Source organism: Sphaerothrix gracilis Ecp01 (genome assembly GCF_030405905.1).
In the GTDB taxonomy this organism is placed as follows: Bacteria; Cyanobacteriota; Cyanobacteriia; order Phormidesmidales; family Phormidesmidaceae; genus Sphaerothrix; species Sphaerothrix gracilis.
Window position 1 is genome coordinate 1 of record NZ_JASATW010000041.1, and the last position, 19,636, is coordinate 19,636.

The following is a 19,636-nucleotide window of genomic DNA, read 5'->3' on the forward strand; positions in this document are numbered from 1 at the left end:
CGCATAACTCTTCGTAGAACTGCGTCAACTCTTTGGTGCGATGTCCGCCTGAGTTGCGGTAGGCGGCGCTTAGGCTGTCTGTACGATGTTCTTGAGGTGCGCCGCCGCTAGCAGCAAGCGCGTTCTGCAACCCTTCTGATAAAGCAACAAAGCTTTCGCCGCCTTGGATAATCTGTGCGTACTGCCAGCCGCTGTAGGCGAGCCGGTAGTGATAAATTAAGTGCTCGAACGGCTTGCCATTGATGGTGATCTCCATGCCCTTCAATTTGGTGAAATCTGAGAGCCCCATCACTCCAGGTTCATGACGCAGCATGAACATCACCTCTGGCTCTGGGCCATGCAGCGCTTTCCATTCGCGCACTCGGCGCTGCAGGGTCCGCAATACCTGGCGATACTGACCTGGATACTGATCCTGTAGGTACTCGAATAGCGTCATCGGTTTTAGTCTCGGTTCCCGGCGCAGCATCGGTTCTAACTCGCTGGCCCACACCGCTGCTAAGGGATCTTGACTCCGTGGTGGGTCCACGACGCTGCCTCGATTCGTACGGTGATGACCCGCATCTATCCGTTGACCCGTCCGCTCTGATATCTCGGCTATCTGAGACGATACTGACTGGGGCAATCCCAGCTCTCGTGCGTTCATGTAGGCTCTCTTCTGATATAAGTGAATGGCTTTCGGCACAGGAATTAGCTCTCTTTCGTAGGAGATCTACCTGTGCCTTTTTCTTGCGCGGCTGACAACCTAGCTGAGCTCGCCTGGGCAAAGTCAGCTCTGTCTCACGCCGATTTTGCTAAACCCGACTACCTTGCTGTCGTCACCCGACTACCTTCACTGTCGCGCAATAATTTGGTGGATGAAAGAGATCTGTCGTGTCACGTCATCTCTATCGACATTTTGGCTCTGTCCTCTGCGAATCATCGCCATCGCTTCGTACCCTTTGAGAGTCCCTCGAGCCGTATTGAAGGAACCGAAGTCTAAACCCGGTTTGACCAAACGTTTGATGCAGCGATGGTGTTGCTCAATCAGGTTAAACGTTTGATGCGGCGATGGTCCTGCTCAATCAGGTTGTTGAGATACTTAACGGGGCGGAGTTCGGTCTCTTTTGGCAGCATTTTTTCTGTTTTGAGGTCATCCACCACCGAAGGATAAGTGGCATTCCTATCCACATTAATCACCCGTGGCGTTTTGTATGACGTGCCTTCAACGCCTTTTTTAGAGAGCGTTTGGCCGCTTTGGCATCCCGTTTGGCACTCAGCATGAAATCTAGAGTTCGACCGCTGGAATCCACGGCTCGATAGAAATACTTCCAATCCCCTTTAACTTTGATATACGTTTCATCCATTTTCCACGAGCCATTTGTCGGGCGTAGATGCGGGCGACAACGCTTGTCTAGTTCCGGTCCATACTGCAAGACCCAACGATTGATTGTGCTGTGGTCAACCGAGAGTCCTTGTCGGCCATCATTTCCTCAAGGTTCCGATAGCTCAAGGCATAGCGGCAGTACCAACGGACATTGAGCAGGATGATTTCAGGCTGGAAGTGCTTCCCCTTGAACAGGGCAGGATGAGACATGAAGGTGAAATTGGCGGCAGATGACATGAGAAAATCGACTTCCTAATCTACCACTTCTGAGTTTTTGCAACAGAACCCCCTGAAGCTATCCAGCAGATTCAGGGTGAGAGGATTCGGGTCAAGAATGAGCCTGAGACCGCAGGCGCAGGAAGCGATCTTAACGCCTATGCCCATAACTGGGGCTACCTTCGGCAACAAATAACTAATTAGCCCTAAAAATAGCGGCAGGATCAGCCAGACAATAGTTAATGTCAACATCGCAGAACAGGTGTTGTTAAAGATGGTAGAACTCTGTGCATTTACAAAGATAGTCTTTGGTAAATACTAAACAAAGAAACCATAGTTTTATGTCTATGCTTTATTGCAGTCTACTTTAGAAACATCATTGTTGTCTAACTCTCAATAATTTTGCTTTGCTTGAGCATTAAGTCTGAGGGGGACCTGGCCAATCGGATCCGTTGAGTATCGATGATTGTTGAGGTTAAGCTGAATTACTGAATAATTATGGAAAAGCATCCCCATTGCCGGAGCATCAATGAATTCATTACAAGATGCCTTCATTTCGTATGGTCGCGCTGATAGCCGAGATTTTGCCAAATATCTGAACGATCGCCTAGTTGAAGCAGGCTATGCCATCTGGTACGACTTTGAGGACATTCCTTTTGGAGTGGATTATCAAAAGCAAATTGATGACGGCATTGAAAAAGCTGACAACTTTCTGTACATTATTTCGCCCCACTCGGTTAACTCGCCCTACTGCGGTTTGGAAGTAGAGCTTGCTCTAACAAGTAACAAGCGCATTATTCCTCTCTTGCACGTCGAACAAATCAGCCGCAAAACCTGGCAGCAGCGTAACTCTAACGGCACGGATGAACAATGGGCGGACTATCAAGCTACTGGGAAGCACTCTAGCTTTCCCAACATGCACCCCGAAATTGGCAAGATCAACTGGGTCTATTTTCGGGAAGGGCTGGACGACTTTGAGACCAGCTTTGCGGGCCTGCTGGAACTGCTGGAACGGCACAAAGCCTATGTTCATCAGCATACAGTGCTGCTGGATCGGGCGCTGACCTGGGAACGCAACCAAAAACAAACCCGCTATTTGCTGATTGGCAGCGATCGCGAACAGGCTCAAGTTTGGCTTGCTACTCGCTTCACCGAAAGTCAGCCGCCGTGTCTGCCGATAGATTTGCAGTGCGAATTCATCACCGAGAGTATCAAAAACGCCAACAACCTGATGACGCAGGTGTTTCTGTGTCACGCCGAGGAAGATCGCGAGAGTGCAGAGCAAATTCGGCGATCGCTGCTGCGTCAGGGTGTCACTGTTTGGAACTATCGCACCGATATTCAGATTAGCCAGGACTATCACAGTGCGATCGCCCAGGGCATTGAGGCGGCTGACAATGTGCTGCTAATGCTGTCGCCCCATTCCACCCAGTCCGCTTACTGTCAGCGCGAGCTAGAACAAGCTTTAGCCTTCAACAAGCGCATCATCCCGATTCTGGCAGCTCCCATCGATCCAGAGCAGATACCAGACAATTTGCGATCGCTTCAGCAGATTGATTTAACGGACAACGCCGTCGCCAGCGACTACCTAGCAGATGAAAGCCAGTTGTTGAAAATTCTCAACACCGATGCGGCTTACTATACCGAACACAAAACCTGGCTGACCCAAGCCCTAAAATGGCAGCGACAGCAGCAAAACCCCACTATGCTGCTGCGAGGCTATAACCTGCGGCGGGCGGAAAACTGGCTCAAGGTCGCTCGCACCCATCGCCATCTCCCCACAGAACTGCATGAAACCTTTATCGCTGAAAGCCTGAAGCAGCCGCCCGATCCGTCCCTGGATGTGTTCATCTCCTATTCGCGGGTGGACTCAGACTTTTCCCGGCGACTGAATGAGACCCTGCAAATTCAGGGCAAACGCACCTGGTTTGACCAGGAGAGTATCGCCAGCGGCACTGACTTTCAGCAGGAGATTTACCGGGGGATTGAAAGCTCGGACGTGTTTTTGTTTGTGTTATCGCCTCAGTCGATCAGTTCGCCCTACTGCGCCGATGAGGTGGAATATGCTTATGGCCTGAACAAGCGCATCGTGACGGTGCTGCATCGCCCTATCGACACGGTGGATTTGCATCCCGTGCTGGCTAAGCTGCAGTGGATTGACTTCCGCGACCATGATGGTGACTTTCAGGTCAACTTTCAAAACCTTCTGCGGACGCTGGATACGAATCGTGAGCACCTGGAAACTCACACCCGCTTGTTGCTACGGGCTGGGGAATGGGATCGCCGAGGCCGCGATGAGAGCCTGCTGCTGCGCGGTCAAGATCTAGAAGTGGCTGAGAACTGGCTAGAGACCTATGCCGAGATTGATCCTCGGCCTACAGGGTTACAGCAGGAATACATTCGCGCGGGCAGAGCTAGACAAACCGCCCAGGAAGCTGCTGAGAAAAAACTGCGCCGAGGCGCATTCATTGGGGCGGTGGCAGCCGCAGCCGGAGTTTTGGTAGCGGTGGGGTCGGGCTGGTTTGCCTGGACACAGCAGCAACAAGCCAGAGCCTCAATCCAGGATGCTGATGAGCGGATTGCAGAAGCTGATACACGGGTGAACGAGGCAAACATTCGGGTAGACGAAGCCAAGGAGCAGGCAAAAGCGGCTAACCAGCAGACGGAGCAGGCTAATCAGCAAACTCAACAGGCAAAGCAAGCTCAGCAAGCAGCCGTTGACTCTGCTCAGCAAGCGGCCCAGGCCCAGACCCAAGCCGAAACCCATGCCCAAGAAGCTGATGGTAAGGCCCAAAGTGCTGCCGCTGCCCAGCGGCAGGCTGAAGCGAAAGCCCAAGCAGCGGACGAAAAAGCTCAAGATGCCGAAGGCAGGGCCAGAACTGCGGACGTGAGAGCATTAGAGGCTGATGCTAAAACTGCTGCTGCTGAAGTAGCTCAACGCTTGGCTCAAACAGGCACCCGGCTGGAACAGGCTGGCAATGCCGCCTTCAATCGCCTTAGATTTGATACTCCGGGTGCTTTGTTAAATGCTTTGAAAGCTGGTAAAGAGCTCAGCCAAATAGCCTCAGATGTTAGTCTTACAAAGATATCTGACTATCCGGCGGTCAGTCCATTACTGGTATTGCAGCAAATAAAGGCCGAGATGGATGGGAACCACTTATTTGCCCATACAGAGTCGGTTCTCAGTGCCAGTTTCGGCCCTGATGGTACTCAGGTGGTGACAGTTTCGAGAGATGGAACAGCACGAGTGTGGGACCTGGCTTCAGGTGAGACTCAGGTGCTAGAAGGTCATGAAAGTTGGGTTTACAGCACTAATTTTAGCCCCGATGGGACTCAAGTGGTAACAGTTTCGGCGGCTGGTTCTGTGAGGGTGTGGGATCTGGCTTCAGGCAGGTTTCAGGTGCTAGAAGGTCATGAGAGTGGGGTTAATAATGCGAGCTTCAATCACAATGGAACTCAAGTAGTGACGGCATCGGGAGATGGAACTGCGCGAGTGTGGGATTTAGCTTCAGGTGAGACTCAGGTGTTAGAAGGCCATGAAAGTTGGGTTTACAGCGCTAGCTTCAACCCCGATGGAACTCAAGTGGTGACGGCATCGGGAGATGGAACTGCGCGAGTGTGGGATCTAGCTTCAGGTGAGACTCAGGTGCTAAAAGGCCATGAGAGTGGGGCTAATAATGCTAGCTTCAGCTCCGACGGAACTCAGGTATTAACGGTTTCAGGAGATGGAACTGCGCGAGTGTGGGATCTAGCTTCAGGTGAGACTCAGGTGCTAGAAGGCCATGAGACTGGGGCTAATAATGCTAGCTTCAACCCCGATGGGACTCAAGTGGTGACAGCATCGGGAGATGGAACTGCGCGAGTGTGGGATCTAGCTTCAGGTGAGACTCAGGTGTTAGAAGGCCGTGAGAGCGGAGTCAATAGTGCTAGCTTCAGCCCTGATGGGACTCAAGTGGTAACAGTTTCGGCGGCTGGTTCTGCGCGGGTATGGGATCTGGCTTCAGGTGAGAGTCAGGTGCTAGAGGGTCATAAGGCTCAGGTCAATAGTGCTAGCTTCAGCGCCGATGGAACTCAAGTGGTGACAGCATCGGAAGATGGAACAGCGCGGGTGTGGAAAGTGGCTATGGATACGTCTTGGGTGCCAAATAGCCTTGAAAATCTTAGCATTAGTTTTAGCCCTGATGGGACTCAGATAGTGACAGTTTTGCTGAACGAGACAGCACAGGTGTGGAATCTGACTACAGGTGAGACCCAAGTGCTAGAAGGCTATGAGGGTTGGGTTTCAAGCGCTAGCTTCAGCCCCAATGGGATTCAAGTGGTAACAACTTTGGGAGATGGAACAGCGCAGGTGTGGGATCTGGCTTCAGGCAGGTTTCAGGTGCTAGAAGGTCATGAGAGTGGGGTTTTGATCACTAGCTTGAGCTCCGATGGCTCTCATGTGGTAACAACTTTGGGAGATGGAACAGCGCAGGTATGGGATCTGGCTTCAGGTGAGACTCAGGTGCTAAAAGGTCATGAGGGTTGGGTCTTAGGTATTAGCTTTAGTCCCAATGTCACTCAAGTGGTAACAGTTTTGGAAGGTGGAACAGCACAGGTGTGGGATCTGGCTTCAGGTGAGACTCAGGTGCTAAAAGGTCATGAGGGTGAAGTCAATAGCGTCAGCTTCAGCCCTGATGAAACTCAGGTAGTAACAGTATCGGCAGATGGAACAGCACGGGTATGGAATCTGGCTTCCGGTGAGTCTCAAGTGCTAGAAGGCCATAAAGATCAGGTCAATAGCGCCAGTTTCAGTCCTGATGGGACTCAGGTAGTGACAGCATCAGACGATTTCACAGTGCGGCTATGGGATCTCAAAAGCGGCAGTTTCACCTTGCTAGAAGGTCATGCGGATACAGTACGTAGTGCCAGCTTTAATACCGCTGGTGATCAGATAGTAACTGCTGCAACAGATGGCACAATGCGAGTGTGGGATTTGCGAGGGCGGCAGCTTGCTATTTATGAAGGTGAGGCAGGGGCACTGAGTCCCAACGGACAACAAGTGGTGACGGTGGTGGATGGCCGTGTGCAAGTACACGACATTGAAACCCTGCCAGAGCTGATTGACTGGGGCTGTAAATGGCTGCACAACTATCTGGAATATGGTCAGGCTACAGATAGCGATCGCGCCCTCTGCAATCTTCCGCCCCGCAATTCTGACGCTGCTAATTCTACTCCTTCTGAGTCGTCTTTGCTCTCCCGCGCACTGAACCAGGTGCGTAAAGTCTGGCGCTACTTCGGCTAATGCCTATCATTCAGGCTGCCCTAGGGGCTTTGTCGCAAAAAGAAGATGAGGGTATAACATCCCTCTTCCTTATCTATTTTTATACAGCGATACGAAGATTTGGTGGATGAAAGAGATCTGTCGTGTCTTTTTGGGGCAAGGTCAGAGATCACTTTGTCAACTATTCAAAATACCTGAGAGCCAGTATTTCAGACAGCTGACTCTCATCTTTTGTCAATCAACGAGGTTGGCAGGATTAAATGATCGTCAACAACGCAGAGATAGCGACCAACAATCTGGCAGATTCCTGTACCAATTTTGTCGCACTAGGAAGGCCAGCAATGGTCCCCTTAAGTACTTTCATGGCTGTTTTTGCGGCTTTCTTGAGAGCACCCTCCTCGGGATTTTGGCCAGCTTCCGCGAGAACTTTAACCTGTTCTAAGGCTTCGGCTTTGTCTTCATTGCTTAACTCATTTGTTGCCTCGATCTCGGTCTGTAGCTGGGTGAGCAATTCTCTTAAACCGGGTTGTGCAGCATCGGGAGAGGCCGGGAGCTGATTAATCGTGCTGGTGACAGTGCCGCTGATTTCTCCCAACGCACTTCCGGTTATCTCCAAATGCTCTCCAGCAGCGGCAACACCGCTGACATTGCCTCGAACATTATCAATCTGGATATTGCCTTTGCTTTGGGACATAATGAATTCTCCTTGGTGGCGGTAGGTTTCGACATAAAAGCGGGGTTGCTGAATCGCCTGCTCCAGCATAGTTTCCAGTCGGCGCAGCTGTTGATCCTTATCGGCTATGCCGGACAAGAGAGCTTGCAGGTCGCCGTAGGGCAAAGACTTAAGCTGACGGTAGTTTTCGGAATATTGGGCGCTGAGTTCGGAGCGATTCGCCTGACCAGAGACCACAGCCTGCAACCGAATTTGCTCTTGTCCTCGGCCTTCCAGCGCCACCACTTCTATCCCAGCTTCTGGGTGCTGCTGAGCTAATTGTTGGAGGGCGATCGCAGCAGCTCCTGGATCGATCCCCTCGTGATGAAACAGGTCAATAGTTTTATATGCTTCAGCGACATGGCGCGGATCGACATTTTGCTGACTGTAGAGGTCAAGAGTCTTGATGATTGGGGCAATAAAGTTTTCAAAGTCTCCAGCAGCAAAGGTTTCGTTACGGTTATCCGGTTTGCGACAGGGGTCGGGGTCTGCTGGAGTGGGTAAACGCATGTAAATGTAGTCACATTGCACGCCATCAAACTGAGTGTCTGTCGAGATGCCCCAGTCTTGAGTGTAAGCTCCAGTCAGGACGGCGCTACTGAGGTTGGCTCGATACAGTTGAGTGCGGACTAGTTTTGCTCGCGATAAATTAGCTCCTGCAAGATTAGCTTCACTCAAGTTAGTTCCGATAAAACTAGCATCGGCCAGTTGCGCATTTTGTAGGTTGATGCCGCGCATGTCTTTGTAGTCAAAGCTTTGACCCTGCCCTTCTTCTGAGGTAACGAGTTTTTTAATTTGGGCATCTGCCAGGTAAGTTTGCTTAATCAGAGATAGATGAAAGAGTTGGGCATCTTGCCAAAAGGTTCGGGTGAAATTAGCGCCTCGAAAATCGGTGTTAGGCAAAATCGCGGCGCTAAAGTCGGCGTCAGTCAGATTAGCTTGATGAAAGCTGGTTCCTTTTCCTTTGCGTGAAATGAAAGCAATAGTAATTTTTCGCAGCCAGGGACGATTGTCGGTATCTTGAAAAATTTCTGAACCAACAAACGCACTAAACATGGCCGTGACGAAGGGAATGAGAACCATAAAACTATTGGCGACGATTCCCAAGATGCCCTCTAAATCTAGGGAATAATAATAGTGATATAGGAAATTGATGGTGCCGATCGCAGCCAGCCCTTGAACCGCAGTTCCAATACCCATCAGTGCAGCATGCTTTCTAGCGATGATTTTGAGGGAGGCAAAGCCCATTGCGCCAAAGGTGTCTACTGCCAAGCTGCCCACCAAAGCTGCCAAAATGACAAAAAAAAGGTTGTGGGCGATCGCAACACCAGCAGCCTCCAAAAAGGCTAAAACGACGCAGGCGATGGTCACTAGCCCCACAAATACACCCGTGATGGTCGGCCCCAGGTATCGGGAAATCATGAGCCAGCCCACAAACAGAATTGGGGTTATCCAGCGAACCCATTCCAGCCCTGGCACATAGTCAAATTTAAAGACTTGGGGCAGTAGATCTGAGGGAATTAGAACGAACAGTGAGAAGTAAATGGCGGCACTAGAGACCAGGCCTGCGATCGCAGCCAGTGACCAACCAAGAAAAATGAAAAAGATAGTTTGCAGGGGAGTTAAGCCAGCCTGGCAGTGGTTAAACCTAGTGCCGGATAAATTAGAGTGACTGAAATCTGCACCTCGAATGTCAGATTGGCTGAAATCGGCTCCTGAAAGCTCCTGTCCCTTGAAGGACTGACCACGCAAATTACTGCTGCCGAAGTTTCGTTCTCCGGCAGCGTAGCGTTTCAGGACCTCGTCAGCTCTCATAACAGGGGATACAAGGTGGAAATTGCAGAATCATCAGGCTGGCCATGGTGGGGTTTGTCCCTGGTAGGTGATGACAAACAGAATGTCTTCAATTCTTTCTTCTTGAAAGAGATTTCTGATGTTGTCAGTATTCGGTAATGCCAGTTGCCACTCTCCAATAGGAGACTTATTAGACTTGTCAACCAATTCATTCCAGCTTGATGGGGCTTTGCCGCTGGCTGTGCTGATAATGCCGTCTTGAGTTACGGCTACATCACATTCGTAGGTGTTTCCAGTTTGTTTTTCGGTGAATTTAAGATTCTCAACAGTGATCTCGGAGGTTTCTGCTTCAACGCGGACGAAGTAAAAGACAATCTCCGCGAGCACCAGCTCTTCAAGATTGGGCGGGAAATCAGTGCGACGGGTTTCAAACGTTACAGTCATGGGTGTTGCAGTTTGCTCGGAATTGTTGAGGTCAAACCACTGATCCGCAAACTGGTTACGGAAGCTGAAGGGGCGATCGCCGCTAGTCGTGCGATCAAGGGTCTGAATCACTGTTCGCCGATAATCGGCGTCAGCTAGGGCTGTGTATTCAATAGTGAAGAGGACATCAGCAATGGTTGAATAGTCGAATGGATTGGCAGGTTTAGGTAATTGGAGTTCCCAGTTTGTGTCTACACCCATGCCCTCAAATGGCAGCAGCATTTCTTGGGTCTGAGGGGTGAGTTCGAAGAGACCTGTTGCTTCGCGAGGGGAGCTAAGCGCAACAGATTCAGGATTTCGCTTGATGGTTTTGAGCGCTTCAGCTTGCCCTTTTATTACGCTCGTTGTCGCAATTCGGGAGATTCCGTTTGTGGAAAGCGTTGCTTTAATTCCTTCAGTGGGAGGAATTAAGGCGATTGTAGAAGTACGAATGCGTTTGATCAATCGGAGATAATGACCAGGAAAATCTTGGTCGAAGAGCTGCATTGGAGTTGCGAATGTTAATGTCCCAGTCTCGCGGAATTGCTGGAATTCAGCGGGTGCTTGACGAGCGAGGGAAATAGTTTTGGTCAATTGCAGCTTACGGCGCTCTGTATCGAAACGGTACTGATCGAGGTTGAAAATATCGGCGAGAAGTCGGGCCGATCCGGTTAGTCCTCGACGATCAACGGCTGCTTCGTTATTAAGGACAACGGGTAGTTCATCCGTTGGAGAAGTCCAGTAGTCAGCCTGAATGATGGCCGGAGTCGTTTCTTGCCGCTCAAAGGCAAGTTGTTGCTCGGCTAATTTGGCGACACCAGTGGCTTGTTGCAGGAAGAAGCTGTAGACACCCTCAAGAATGTTGCTCATCCAGTCGTAAAGGTCAGCATTGGTGAATTTATTGGCCAGGAACTCAGCGGTACTTTCGGCAAAGTCAGACTGCATTTCAGAGATCAAACGCTCTTGACCAGCAGTGCGAACCCTGTCTCGGGCTAATGCTATCTGTTGCTTGCTGATATGGATATCCTGTTGAGCTAAACTCCTTTGAAACTTCCATTCTTCTTGACGCCTGTCAAAGCTTGCTAAAGTCAGAAAAAGTTGTGTAGTCGATGAAGTTCCACCAAACAGTTGACTAACCCCAAACGCAGCTAATGAAGCTCCGCCAGTGAATGGTGCCAGCACGAGAGAAATCAATCCAAGTGCTCCTTGAGCAGTACCGGAAATGCCTAAGGATAAGAGAGCCGCTTTTTCCCAAGAATTCCTTCCTTCTCTAACTAGATTTTGATAATAATCGAATTGAATCTGTCCTCTTTCTTTTTGCAGAAAGGCTAACTCGACTCCTCCTTGCGCTTCCTTAAACTGCAATTCCCGTAGTCTGTTCCCTGCACGGGAAAACTGAACATCGTGGCGTGCTTTCATCAAAGTGTAATATTCGGCATCACGTTTTTCTAGTGCTGCCAGAAAGTTTGACTCAATTTGGGCCGCTAGTTGAATCAATTGCTTGGCACGTTCAATCAACACTTCATAACGGTAGGGTGTTGATGTAAGAGATTTCTCAGAGGTTAAGGTGATTTGACCAGTAGTGCCGATCAGCGTTAGTCCACTTTCCACATCAGTTGCAGCAGCATAAGGGAGGATTTCTCGCTCATCACCAGCAATATTTCGGCAGTTTTGCAGTTTGAAGAGGTTGACTTCTGCCTGAAGTTTTAATCCTCTCAGGATAGGATTAGGAGGTGTACAGAAGGAGTAAGAAACACTGGGGACGAAGCCTCTACCGACTTTGCGAACTGCCTGAAGCTGAATCGAAGGGATAGAAAGGTTATTAATGATTAGATGGGTGGAATTGATCCGATTTCTGAGGTCTTCTCTGTCTACGTGTCCATTCGTGATTGAACTACTGGATGCCGTTTGAGCTGTCACCACTGTAGTTGCTGATGAGAAATCGACGGCCGCGAGTTTGCCGGAGCGATTAACAGCCCTGGCTACCACTGGATTTTTCAAAAGAGCCTTCTGCATCCGAGCGCGTTTGTCTGTGTTGATGGCTAACACAGATTTCAGACTTGATGACTGACGCTGTTCAGCCAGGGCTTGCTGTACGAGATTTCTTGCAGTCGCTACTTTAGTTGCAACAGGTTGATTTGACTCCAGAGCGGTTTGTACGTCGGCGGCTACTGCCTGAAGTTTTTTGGGATCAGTCAGTTTGGACAGATCATTTCTTAATTCAAGCTGTGGCAAATCCCAGGTATCACCAGCCAGGTCAATATCAATGCTGATGACAACATCATTACAAGCATCTAGATTTTGCTTTAGGTTAGGCAAATCTAAGAGTTCTAGAGCAGTTGCATAGAGGGTTTTGGCTCGTGGCAATGACTCGGCTGTATCACGAGTGAATTCAGCATCGGCAAACTCCAAAAAGCACTGAATCAAAGAAAGGATAGTAAAGCGCGTATAGGCTCCTGGACGAGAAACAGCTATGGCATGAATATTTAGCGGATCTAAGAGCCAGTCGCCACTGCGTGTTAACGTATTGGCTAACGTTTGCTCTTGCGCCAGCCCGTAGAAGATGAATCGTTGAGCGATGGGGACACTGTAGTCGTAAACGGTACGGAACCAGTCGAGAGCAGCAGTAAACTGTCGGCGCTGCTGAAGCTCTAGAGCCAGATAGATCGGTACGAAATACCAGGCTTCTTCTAAGTAAGCCGTTACTGATGCAGGTGCCTTCGAATTTCCCTCAAAGGCTCGTTGGATTTGTCTACGCCGTTTCTGCAACTCAGCAGTAGTGAATTTCTCAATGATATCAAACGGCTTAATAACGGTCGGAGCGATGGGAATTACTGAGAATTCTTCCAATTGGTGATCCGAAGTTCTGCGAAAGATAGCTCGATTAAAGATAATGCGCGCAGGGTTTAGGAAATCTGTTAAGTCTGGATCAAAGTTAGCTCTCAGACTTGGAGTACCAACACGAGTATCGTAATTGTTGATGGTGCGTTTGTAACTTAGAAGAAATGGGAGGTCATCCAGCCATTCTCCAGATGCGCATAAGATGCGATCTAAATCTGAAATGCCAGAAAATATATTGGAGAGTTCTTGAAAGTGTGGAAATTCTTGAAAATCTCCTCTTCTCTTAAACCGAATTGATCCAGCAGAACTTACCTCTTTGAAATTATTGAGCACATCAATTAGGGAAGAGCTTGGAACTGTAAATTCTCGAATTGCATGGTTTGCAAAACTCCAGTCTTGCCACTCTGAATTATTGCGCTCAATGTGTCCCGCTACTTTGTTGATGAAGTTTTCTTTGTCCGTTTTGTTGACGCTATATAGAAAAATATCAAGCAACGTCATCTCTTTACCATTTAAGATAGAGGAGATGCCTGATAAGTTCATGCCTGTCACGCTATCTAACCAGTCACTGAAGCGTTTGATGTCACTCTGACCGCTAAGACTTATTCTTGAAGAAGAATGGTTTATGATTTGATAATTAACTTTGGCGCTGGTACTTGGCTTCCAGAAAATGTAAACTTGCTCTGTCCCTGGCAACCTGAAACTGCCTATCCATGTATTACTAACTTGGCTGATTTTTCGCCAGCGGCCATCATCAGATCGGCCAAGAAAACGATAGTAAATTTGATTTCCATCTTTCGCTAACAGATAAGATTCACCCGGTGATGGCTCAATCATGGCTAGAAGTTCACTAAACTCTCGCCCCTTTACTCGACCAACGGTAGGATACCAATCGCCTTCTTCCCAAGATTTACCTTCGTCGTCTAACTTGCGAGTATAAATCGCTCCATCAGGGGTACGAATGGCTAGATGGGGTGGTTCATCTTCACGGTTGCGCTGCTTCACGACAGCCGTAAAAGTCTGCGCATCTTCTGGAAGATCGAGGTCAGTGGTGCTGCCGCTCCAATTCCCCTGCTCAAGGTTATAGGTTGTGAAAACAAGCTGCTGTTCGCTTTCGTTGCCGACCCGAACAAATAGATAGATGTATCGTTCTGCCGATGAGCGAGTGTAAGCGGCGGCGCCAACGATACTGATTGGGTTTTCTATGCCTGGAATCGGTTCCCAGAAGCTTTGGGCATAAGAAGTTTCATCCTTGGGGTCGTAGGCAGAGACATAGACGGTGTTAGTGACGCCCCCTTGAGCAAAAAGGTAGATGAGGTGCCGATCGCCCTTGAAGGTTTTCCTACAGCGATCATCGTCGTAGGTTTTAGTCCGAGAGATTACAGAGGCAGCTAGTCGCAGTTTACAAATGTCTTCGAAGTATTGAGCATAGCGCTCGGCAGCCTGACAGGCATCGACTGGGGTGAGACGACGGTTATTGCGGATTTCTTGTACCAGGGTTTGAAAGGCGGGAGTTTGCCAGCGGCGCAGTTGCGGTAGCAGAAGGTTTTCTGGATACAGGAAAACAAACATGGCCGATCGCCAGCTGGTGTAAGAACCGATCCACTGCCATTCTTCGTCAAAGTTGTCGGCATCTAAGGTCAGGTCGGGATAGGTATCTTGCAGCTGACCCGTGCGAATAGACCAGATCAAGCTCTGAATCGTCTCTATGGCCTGGGCAGTGCGGGTGGTGTATTGACAGCTATTAGCCTGAGTCTCAATGAGTAGGCGATCGCGCAACCCCTTGGCTTTGGTCTCTATGGTATTTCCCTCGGCTGCCGTTGCCTGAATTAGAGCATCCCGCAGCAAAGGCAGCGTTAGTTCTTCGGTGGTGCTTACCGCCTCTTGAAGCGCAGCACTAATCGCTTGTTCCTGGTCAAGGCGAGACTGTAATTGTCGCTGCCAGGTTCTGCGATCGCGCAATACGCTCTGCCAGGCGTAAGACGGCACAGTTTTGGGCTGGGGGATGTCGCCCAGATTGCTATCTGGTAGCCGGAAGTGGTCGGGACTCAGGACGAGCGGTGGGGCAGAAGCTCCGTTAAACGTTTTTTCTTGATCGCGCCAGGTTGCCAACTGCCGCCGCTTAGAGACCTGCACTAAAGCCGCATACAAATCGGCCCACTCGCTGACGAGGATAGAGGCTGACTCCTCCACCAGGCGGCGCATCTGCTGGATGTAGGCAAAGTCTTCTCGGGTCAAATAATGGTCGTCAAGACTAGAGGTGATGTCTTTACCCTCGGCTTGGTCTGCCACAAGGCCATTCAGGATCTCAATCGATAGTCCAATTTCATCTCTGGCCAGGAGCGCACCGAGATCATCGCCATTGGTTTCATGGGCTTGTTTAAGGGCGTTATACTCCCCATCGAGCTGGCTGCGACGAGCCTGCCACAGATCCATTTCGGCACTTTGAGGGTTCAGAGTGCGGAGGTCAGCTGGGCCGACCAGATCGGGATCAAGGATTGGTGGTGAATCTACAGTAGAGGTATCTTCAGTTGTCTCATCCTCAGGCCAGTCAAGCTGCTGCCAGCGATCGCGCAACTGCTGTAGCTGCCAGGTCAGCAGGTCAGGAATAACCGAGATTTCAATGTCCGCAGTATCAGCCTGGTAGTCAATCTCGACCGTGCCGGAGAGGCCACTGTTATTCTCTGGTAATAGTTCAACAGTGCCTTGGGCGCTGGAGCGATTGCCGCTAGCAACGAGTTGGGTTCGTTCAGGGTCACGGTAGACATCAACAACCCACAGCGTCGCAGTCGATGAGCGAGATAGAGTGACGTAGAGCTTGCCGTCGATATCTGTATTCTGATTCCACTCAACGCCTGCGAAGCTCCAGCGGGTCAGTTGGGTTTGGCTGTCGCCAGTTTTGGTGCTTGCCGAGAGGCGATCGCGGGTGGTATCGGCTAAGCCAAACCGTTTCTCCAGATCAAACTCCGTGAGCGTATCGGGATCGAAAAACAGCGCATTCAAGCGGCTGGCCTGGATACCTAAACGGGTCGCTAGCAACTGGCGTTCCGGTTCATCGGCGCTACGGATGTCCCGCAGGTCTGCGTAAGATGTGCCCAGTTGCTCCAGTAAGGTTTCGTAGGCCGTCCAACGGTAGTTAGCTTCTCCATTAGTTAGTGCGTTGGAAGATTTACCAACGGGATTCCCCCGAAAATCCCACTGCCGGATGGTACCATCGCTACTACCACTGATAATGGTTTGCCCATTAGGGCTAAAGGTAACGGAACGTACGGCACTGCTATGACCTTGGAACGGTTGACCAACAGGATTACCCTCCAGATCCCAAAGCCGAATAGTACCGTCACTGCTGCCGCTAACAATCGTTTGCTCATCAGGGCTAAAGGCGATGGCGCGTACGGCATCGCTGTGTCCCTGGAAGGGTTGACCGATAGGATTGCCTTGCAAGTTCCATAAGCGGACAGTGCCGTCACCGCTGCCGCTCGCGATCGCTTGCCCGCCAGGACTGATGGCCACAGCAAAGACGGCATCGCTGTGTCCCTGGAAGGGTTGACCAATGGGATTACCCTGCAAATTCCACAGACGCACCATACTATCCCCGCCACCGCTGGCAACGAGCTGACCGTTGAGGCTGAAGGCAACAGCAAGGACAGAATTGCCGTGTCCCTGAAACGGTGGGCTCAACGGGCTTCCCTGCAGGTTCCACTGGCGCAGCGTACCGTCTCCACTGCCGCTGATCATGCGTGGCTCGGTTGGACTGAAGGCCACGGCGCGAACTGTAGAACTGTGCCCCTGGAAAGGTTGGCCGATTGGATTACCCTGCAGGTTCCACAGGCGAATGGTGCGATCGCCGCTGCCGCTGGCAATCGTTTGCCCATCAGGGCTGAAGGCAACGGTAAATACAGTACTCCCTTGATTGTCAAACGGCTGCCCAATCAAATTGCCATCTCGATCCCAGAGGCGCAGCGTACCGTCACTACTGCCGCTGACAATGCGCTGACCATCGGGGCTAACCGCAACGGACCAGACTTCGCCTTCATGCTTGAAACGGTTGTCCAGATGGACAGAAGCCTGACGTAAAACTTCAATACACAGCCTGACCTGCCGGATCTGCTGTTCTACGGCATTACAGGTGGTTGGCAAATCACCAAACGGTTGATGAAAGGTTGTTTCTAGAAGCGGCAGAGTAACGGTCTGAGTGCCATTTTTGATATGGGTCGTCGTGTAGTTGAGCAGATCCATCAGGTAGGCCGAGGGACTGACGGCAGCATCGCAGTCGCGGCACTGGCAGGTCTCCGTCAGCAGCTCGTTTACTGGGTCACTACCGTTGGCCGATTCCTCGGTGAGCGGTGAGGGGAAGCCGTTGGCGACTTCTGCCCGGATGTTGGTGAAGAGGTTGGTGAGAACATCGACTTCGGCGCGGGCGACGGCGTGAATTTGAGCGGCATCAGCCTTCTCCAGCGCGTCGCCAATGGTGGTAACAAAGTCGTATTCGGTGGTGCGGGCGATATCGAGAATGTTAGTGAAACTGCGATCGATTAAGATCTGGTTGCGCTGAATATCCTCCGACAGCACGTTGAGATTCGCGTGGGCATCTAGAGCGGCTACGGCGGAGTCATCAGGGACGCCATCTTGGTTTTGCAGTCCTCCAGCGGTGCGAATGTCGGCCAGGGTCTGGAGGTTGCGCTGGCTGAGAAAGTCTTGCAGGGCTGGCGATAGGTCAAGGTTGAGGGTGTTCTGGACCTCAGCGACGGCAGGGGACGGATCGGGTGCGGCTGGCACCGCTAGGGCGATCTGTACCGGATCGGTGCGACCAACGGGTACGGTGATGTCGGTTTCGTGGAACGCTTCTCCCGTTGGGGTAGAAATTTCCAGACGGAATGACTGCTGGGGCGGGTCTGCCTCGGTTTCTGGCAGTCGGGGAGCGGTATAGGTTAACGTAAATCCACCGTCGATCTGGGTGATGTCTTGCCCTAAATCGACCCGATTGCCCTCAGTGGTCAGCATGGCCCCATTGACGGCGAACCCGGACAGAGGGGTTTCAGTGTCCTGGTTGAGCAGTTGTCCGAACAGACTGTAGTTGACCAGAACGCCCTGACTCAGCTTGAGCTGTTCAATGGCATCCAAAATGGCATCCAGGTCTTCGTGAATATCGGGAATGATACGTTCTTCGATGGTGTCGGTCAGGGCATCCCGCAGGGTTGAGGTGTCCTGGTTCAGCAAAGATTCCAGGTCGAGAGGTAGTCCTCGCCGTCCGAAGCCGTAGAAAACATAGGTAGGTAGGCCAGTTTCGTTGCTGAGGAGGGCAGACAGGCGCAGATATTCGATGCGCTGGCGGTCTTGCCCAGTTTCGCCAGTTAAAAAGGCGGTGTCGTCGTCGGTGAGGGAGGCGAAGGAAACGTCGCCCACGATGGGCGATAGGGCCGCGACCAGTTTTTCGTATTCGGACAGATCCGGCTGCTCGGGAAGGGTAATGGTCAGATTGATAGTTTCTTCGCGACCCGCGTTGAAGCGGATGTCGGAGGTAGCGACGACAATACCGGTGGAGGGGACAACCACGCGAATCATCAGATCGGCGTTTTGGTTTTCAGCACTGGCAAATTGGTCGGTGGTGTAGGTGATCTGGTAAGCCCCATCGAGGTTGGTGATGGCTTCACCGAGGAGTTCTTCGGCACGAAAGTCGATGTCAAGGGCCTGGACGGTTACTCCTGGCAGGGCAGACTGATCGGCCAAACGGACGACGCCCTTTACGGTGAAGGGGTCTTCCAAAGGTTGATCGCGATTTTCATCGGCTGAGAGGGTGACCTGGGCCGATTCGGCTTCGAGCTGGCGTTTGAGGATGTTGGCCTGGCTCTGGCTGAGGTTTTGAATGATGAGGCCCTGGGTCCAGAGGGTTCTGGTGAGGTCATCATTGGCTTGCAGAATGGCCAGGATGACTTTGAACAAGCCGTTTAAGCTGTTGTCATAGGCCAGGATGGTGACGGTGCGATCGATCAGCGTATAGCTCGGATGGCGCAAGTCGTCGAGCTTTTGCTTGAGCGCGGCGACGGTGGCGGGACTGAGGGATTCAAACCGAAAACCTGTGGTGATCAGGTTTTGTTGCAGTTCGGTATGATCCCTGGCGGCGGTGATGAGGGCTTTAAGCACCGCGTTTTTGTTGGCTAGTTGGGTCAGTTGAATAGTTGCCCGCATGACCGAATCCTCCGTCGAAAAAAATATGAAATTTTGGAGTGTTTTAAAGTTCTGAAAATGCTTGGAAGTGAGAAAAATTTGTTGAGAACTGAAGAGTTCTATCAGCGCTTGAGCTTTTTACGCTCTCTGGCGGGACTAACGAGATCGGTTGCGTTGGGGACAAACAGATACTCCAGGTAACGGATTTCAACGGTTTGATTAATATTGTCTGGGACGACTGGTGTGACGGTTTCTAGTTCATCCAGTTCTTGTCGAATGTGGTCGATCAGGTTTTCGGTAATGGTGGCTTGATGGGGTGCGGCCAGAATTTGCTCTAGTTCGCGGATAATGCCTTTGTAGCGGACCCCGGCAAGCCGATGTTTTTCGGTTTTTTCTTCGTAGCGATGAAAGGTGATTAGGCCGGAAAGCACAGAGGCGGAAATGCTGGTAATGCCGCCAATGATGTTGACCCAGGAGCCCAGTTCGAGTTCGAGGGTGGCAAACAGAGATGCCCCCACAACGGCGGAGAGAATGATGCTGGCGACGCCAATTTGGCGATAGCGGTGCTCCAGGCGTCGGGCGGCCAGTTCATGCTTATCGCGGCCTTTGTTGGCGTGGATTTGCCAGCCTCGTAGGAGTTCTTGAGTTTCTTCTGGAGCGAATAGTTTTTTCATTGGAATCTCCTCATTGGTGGAGATAAAATTTAGCCGAAGATAACGACGGTGTCAGTAGTAGTTTGCAGAAATGCCTTTTTGTTGAATTCCGAAGTAAAAATTCAAAAAGTCACCATCTTTCCTTATAGACAAAGGGGTGGGTTTAG

Annotated in this window: 5 protein-coding genes and 2 pseudogenes; 1 reads left to right on the plus strand and 6 read right to left on the minus strand. The window is 50.9% G+C overall.

Annotated features, from left to right (window positions below):
- On the minus strand, window positions 1–682 hold a 682-nt coding region (locus tag QJQ48_RS25710; RefSeq protein ID WP_487247704.1), incomplete at its 3' end, for an IS21 family transposase.
- A 147-nt stretch (window positions 683–829) separates the two neighbouring features.
- Window positions 830–1,573: pseudogene (locus QJQ48_RS25715) on the minus strand (IS6 family transposase).
- A 535-nt stretch (window positions 1,574–2,108) separates the two neighbouring features.
- On the opposite strand from QJQ48_RS25715, the gene QJQ48_RS25720 reads away from it, so the two are divergent.
- Window positions 2,109–6,860, plus strand: a complete 4,752-nt coding sequence (locus QJQ48_RS25720) for a TIR domain-containing protein (RefSeq protein WP_346294110.1) — start codon at window positions 2,109–2,111, stop codon at window positions 6,858–6,860.
- A gap of 235 nt (window positions 6,861–7,095) precedes the next feature.
- Here QJQ48_RS25720 and QJQ48_RS25725 read toward each other — a convergent pair whose 3' ends face one another.
- The 4 genes and pseudogenes from QJQ48_RS25725 to QJQ48_RS25740 form a co-directional block, all read right to left on the minus strand.
- On the minus strand, window positions 7,096–8,844 hold the full coding sequence (locus tag QJQ48_RS25725; protein ID WP_346294115.1) for a pentapeptide repeat-containing protein: 1,749 nt from the start codon (window positions 8,842–8,844) through the stop codon (window positions 7,096–7,098).
- Between the two features lie 360 nt (window positions 8,845–9,204).
- A pseudogene (locus QJQ48_RS25730) lies at window positions 9,205–9,366 on the minus strand (pentapeptide repeat-containing protein); the annotation flags it as partial.
- A gap of 33 nt (window positions 9,367–9,399) precedes the next feature.
- Window positions 9,400–18,837, minus strand: a complete 9,438-nt coding sequence (locus tag QJQ48_RS25735; RefSeq protein WP_346294111.1) for a Tc toxin subunit A-related protein — start codon at window positions 18,835–18,837, stop codon at window positions 9,400–9,402.
- A 101-nt stretch (window positions 18,838–18,938) separates the two neighbouring features.
- Window positions 18,939–19,490, minus strand: coding sequence for an SLATT domain-containing protein (locus tag QJQ48_RS25740; protein WP_346294112.1), 552 nt, complete (start codon window positions 19,488–19,490; stop codon window positions 18,939–18,941).
- Window positions 19,491–19,636: the final 146 nt, after the last annotated feature.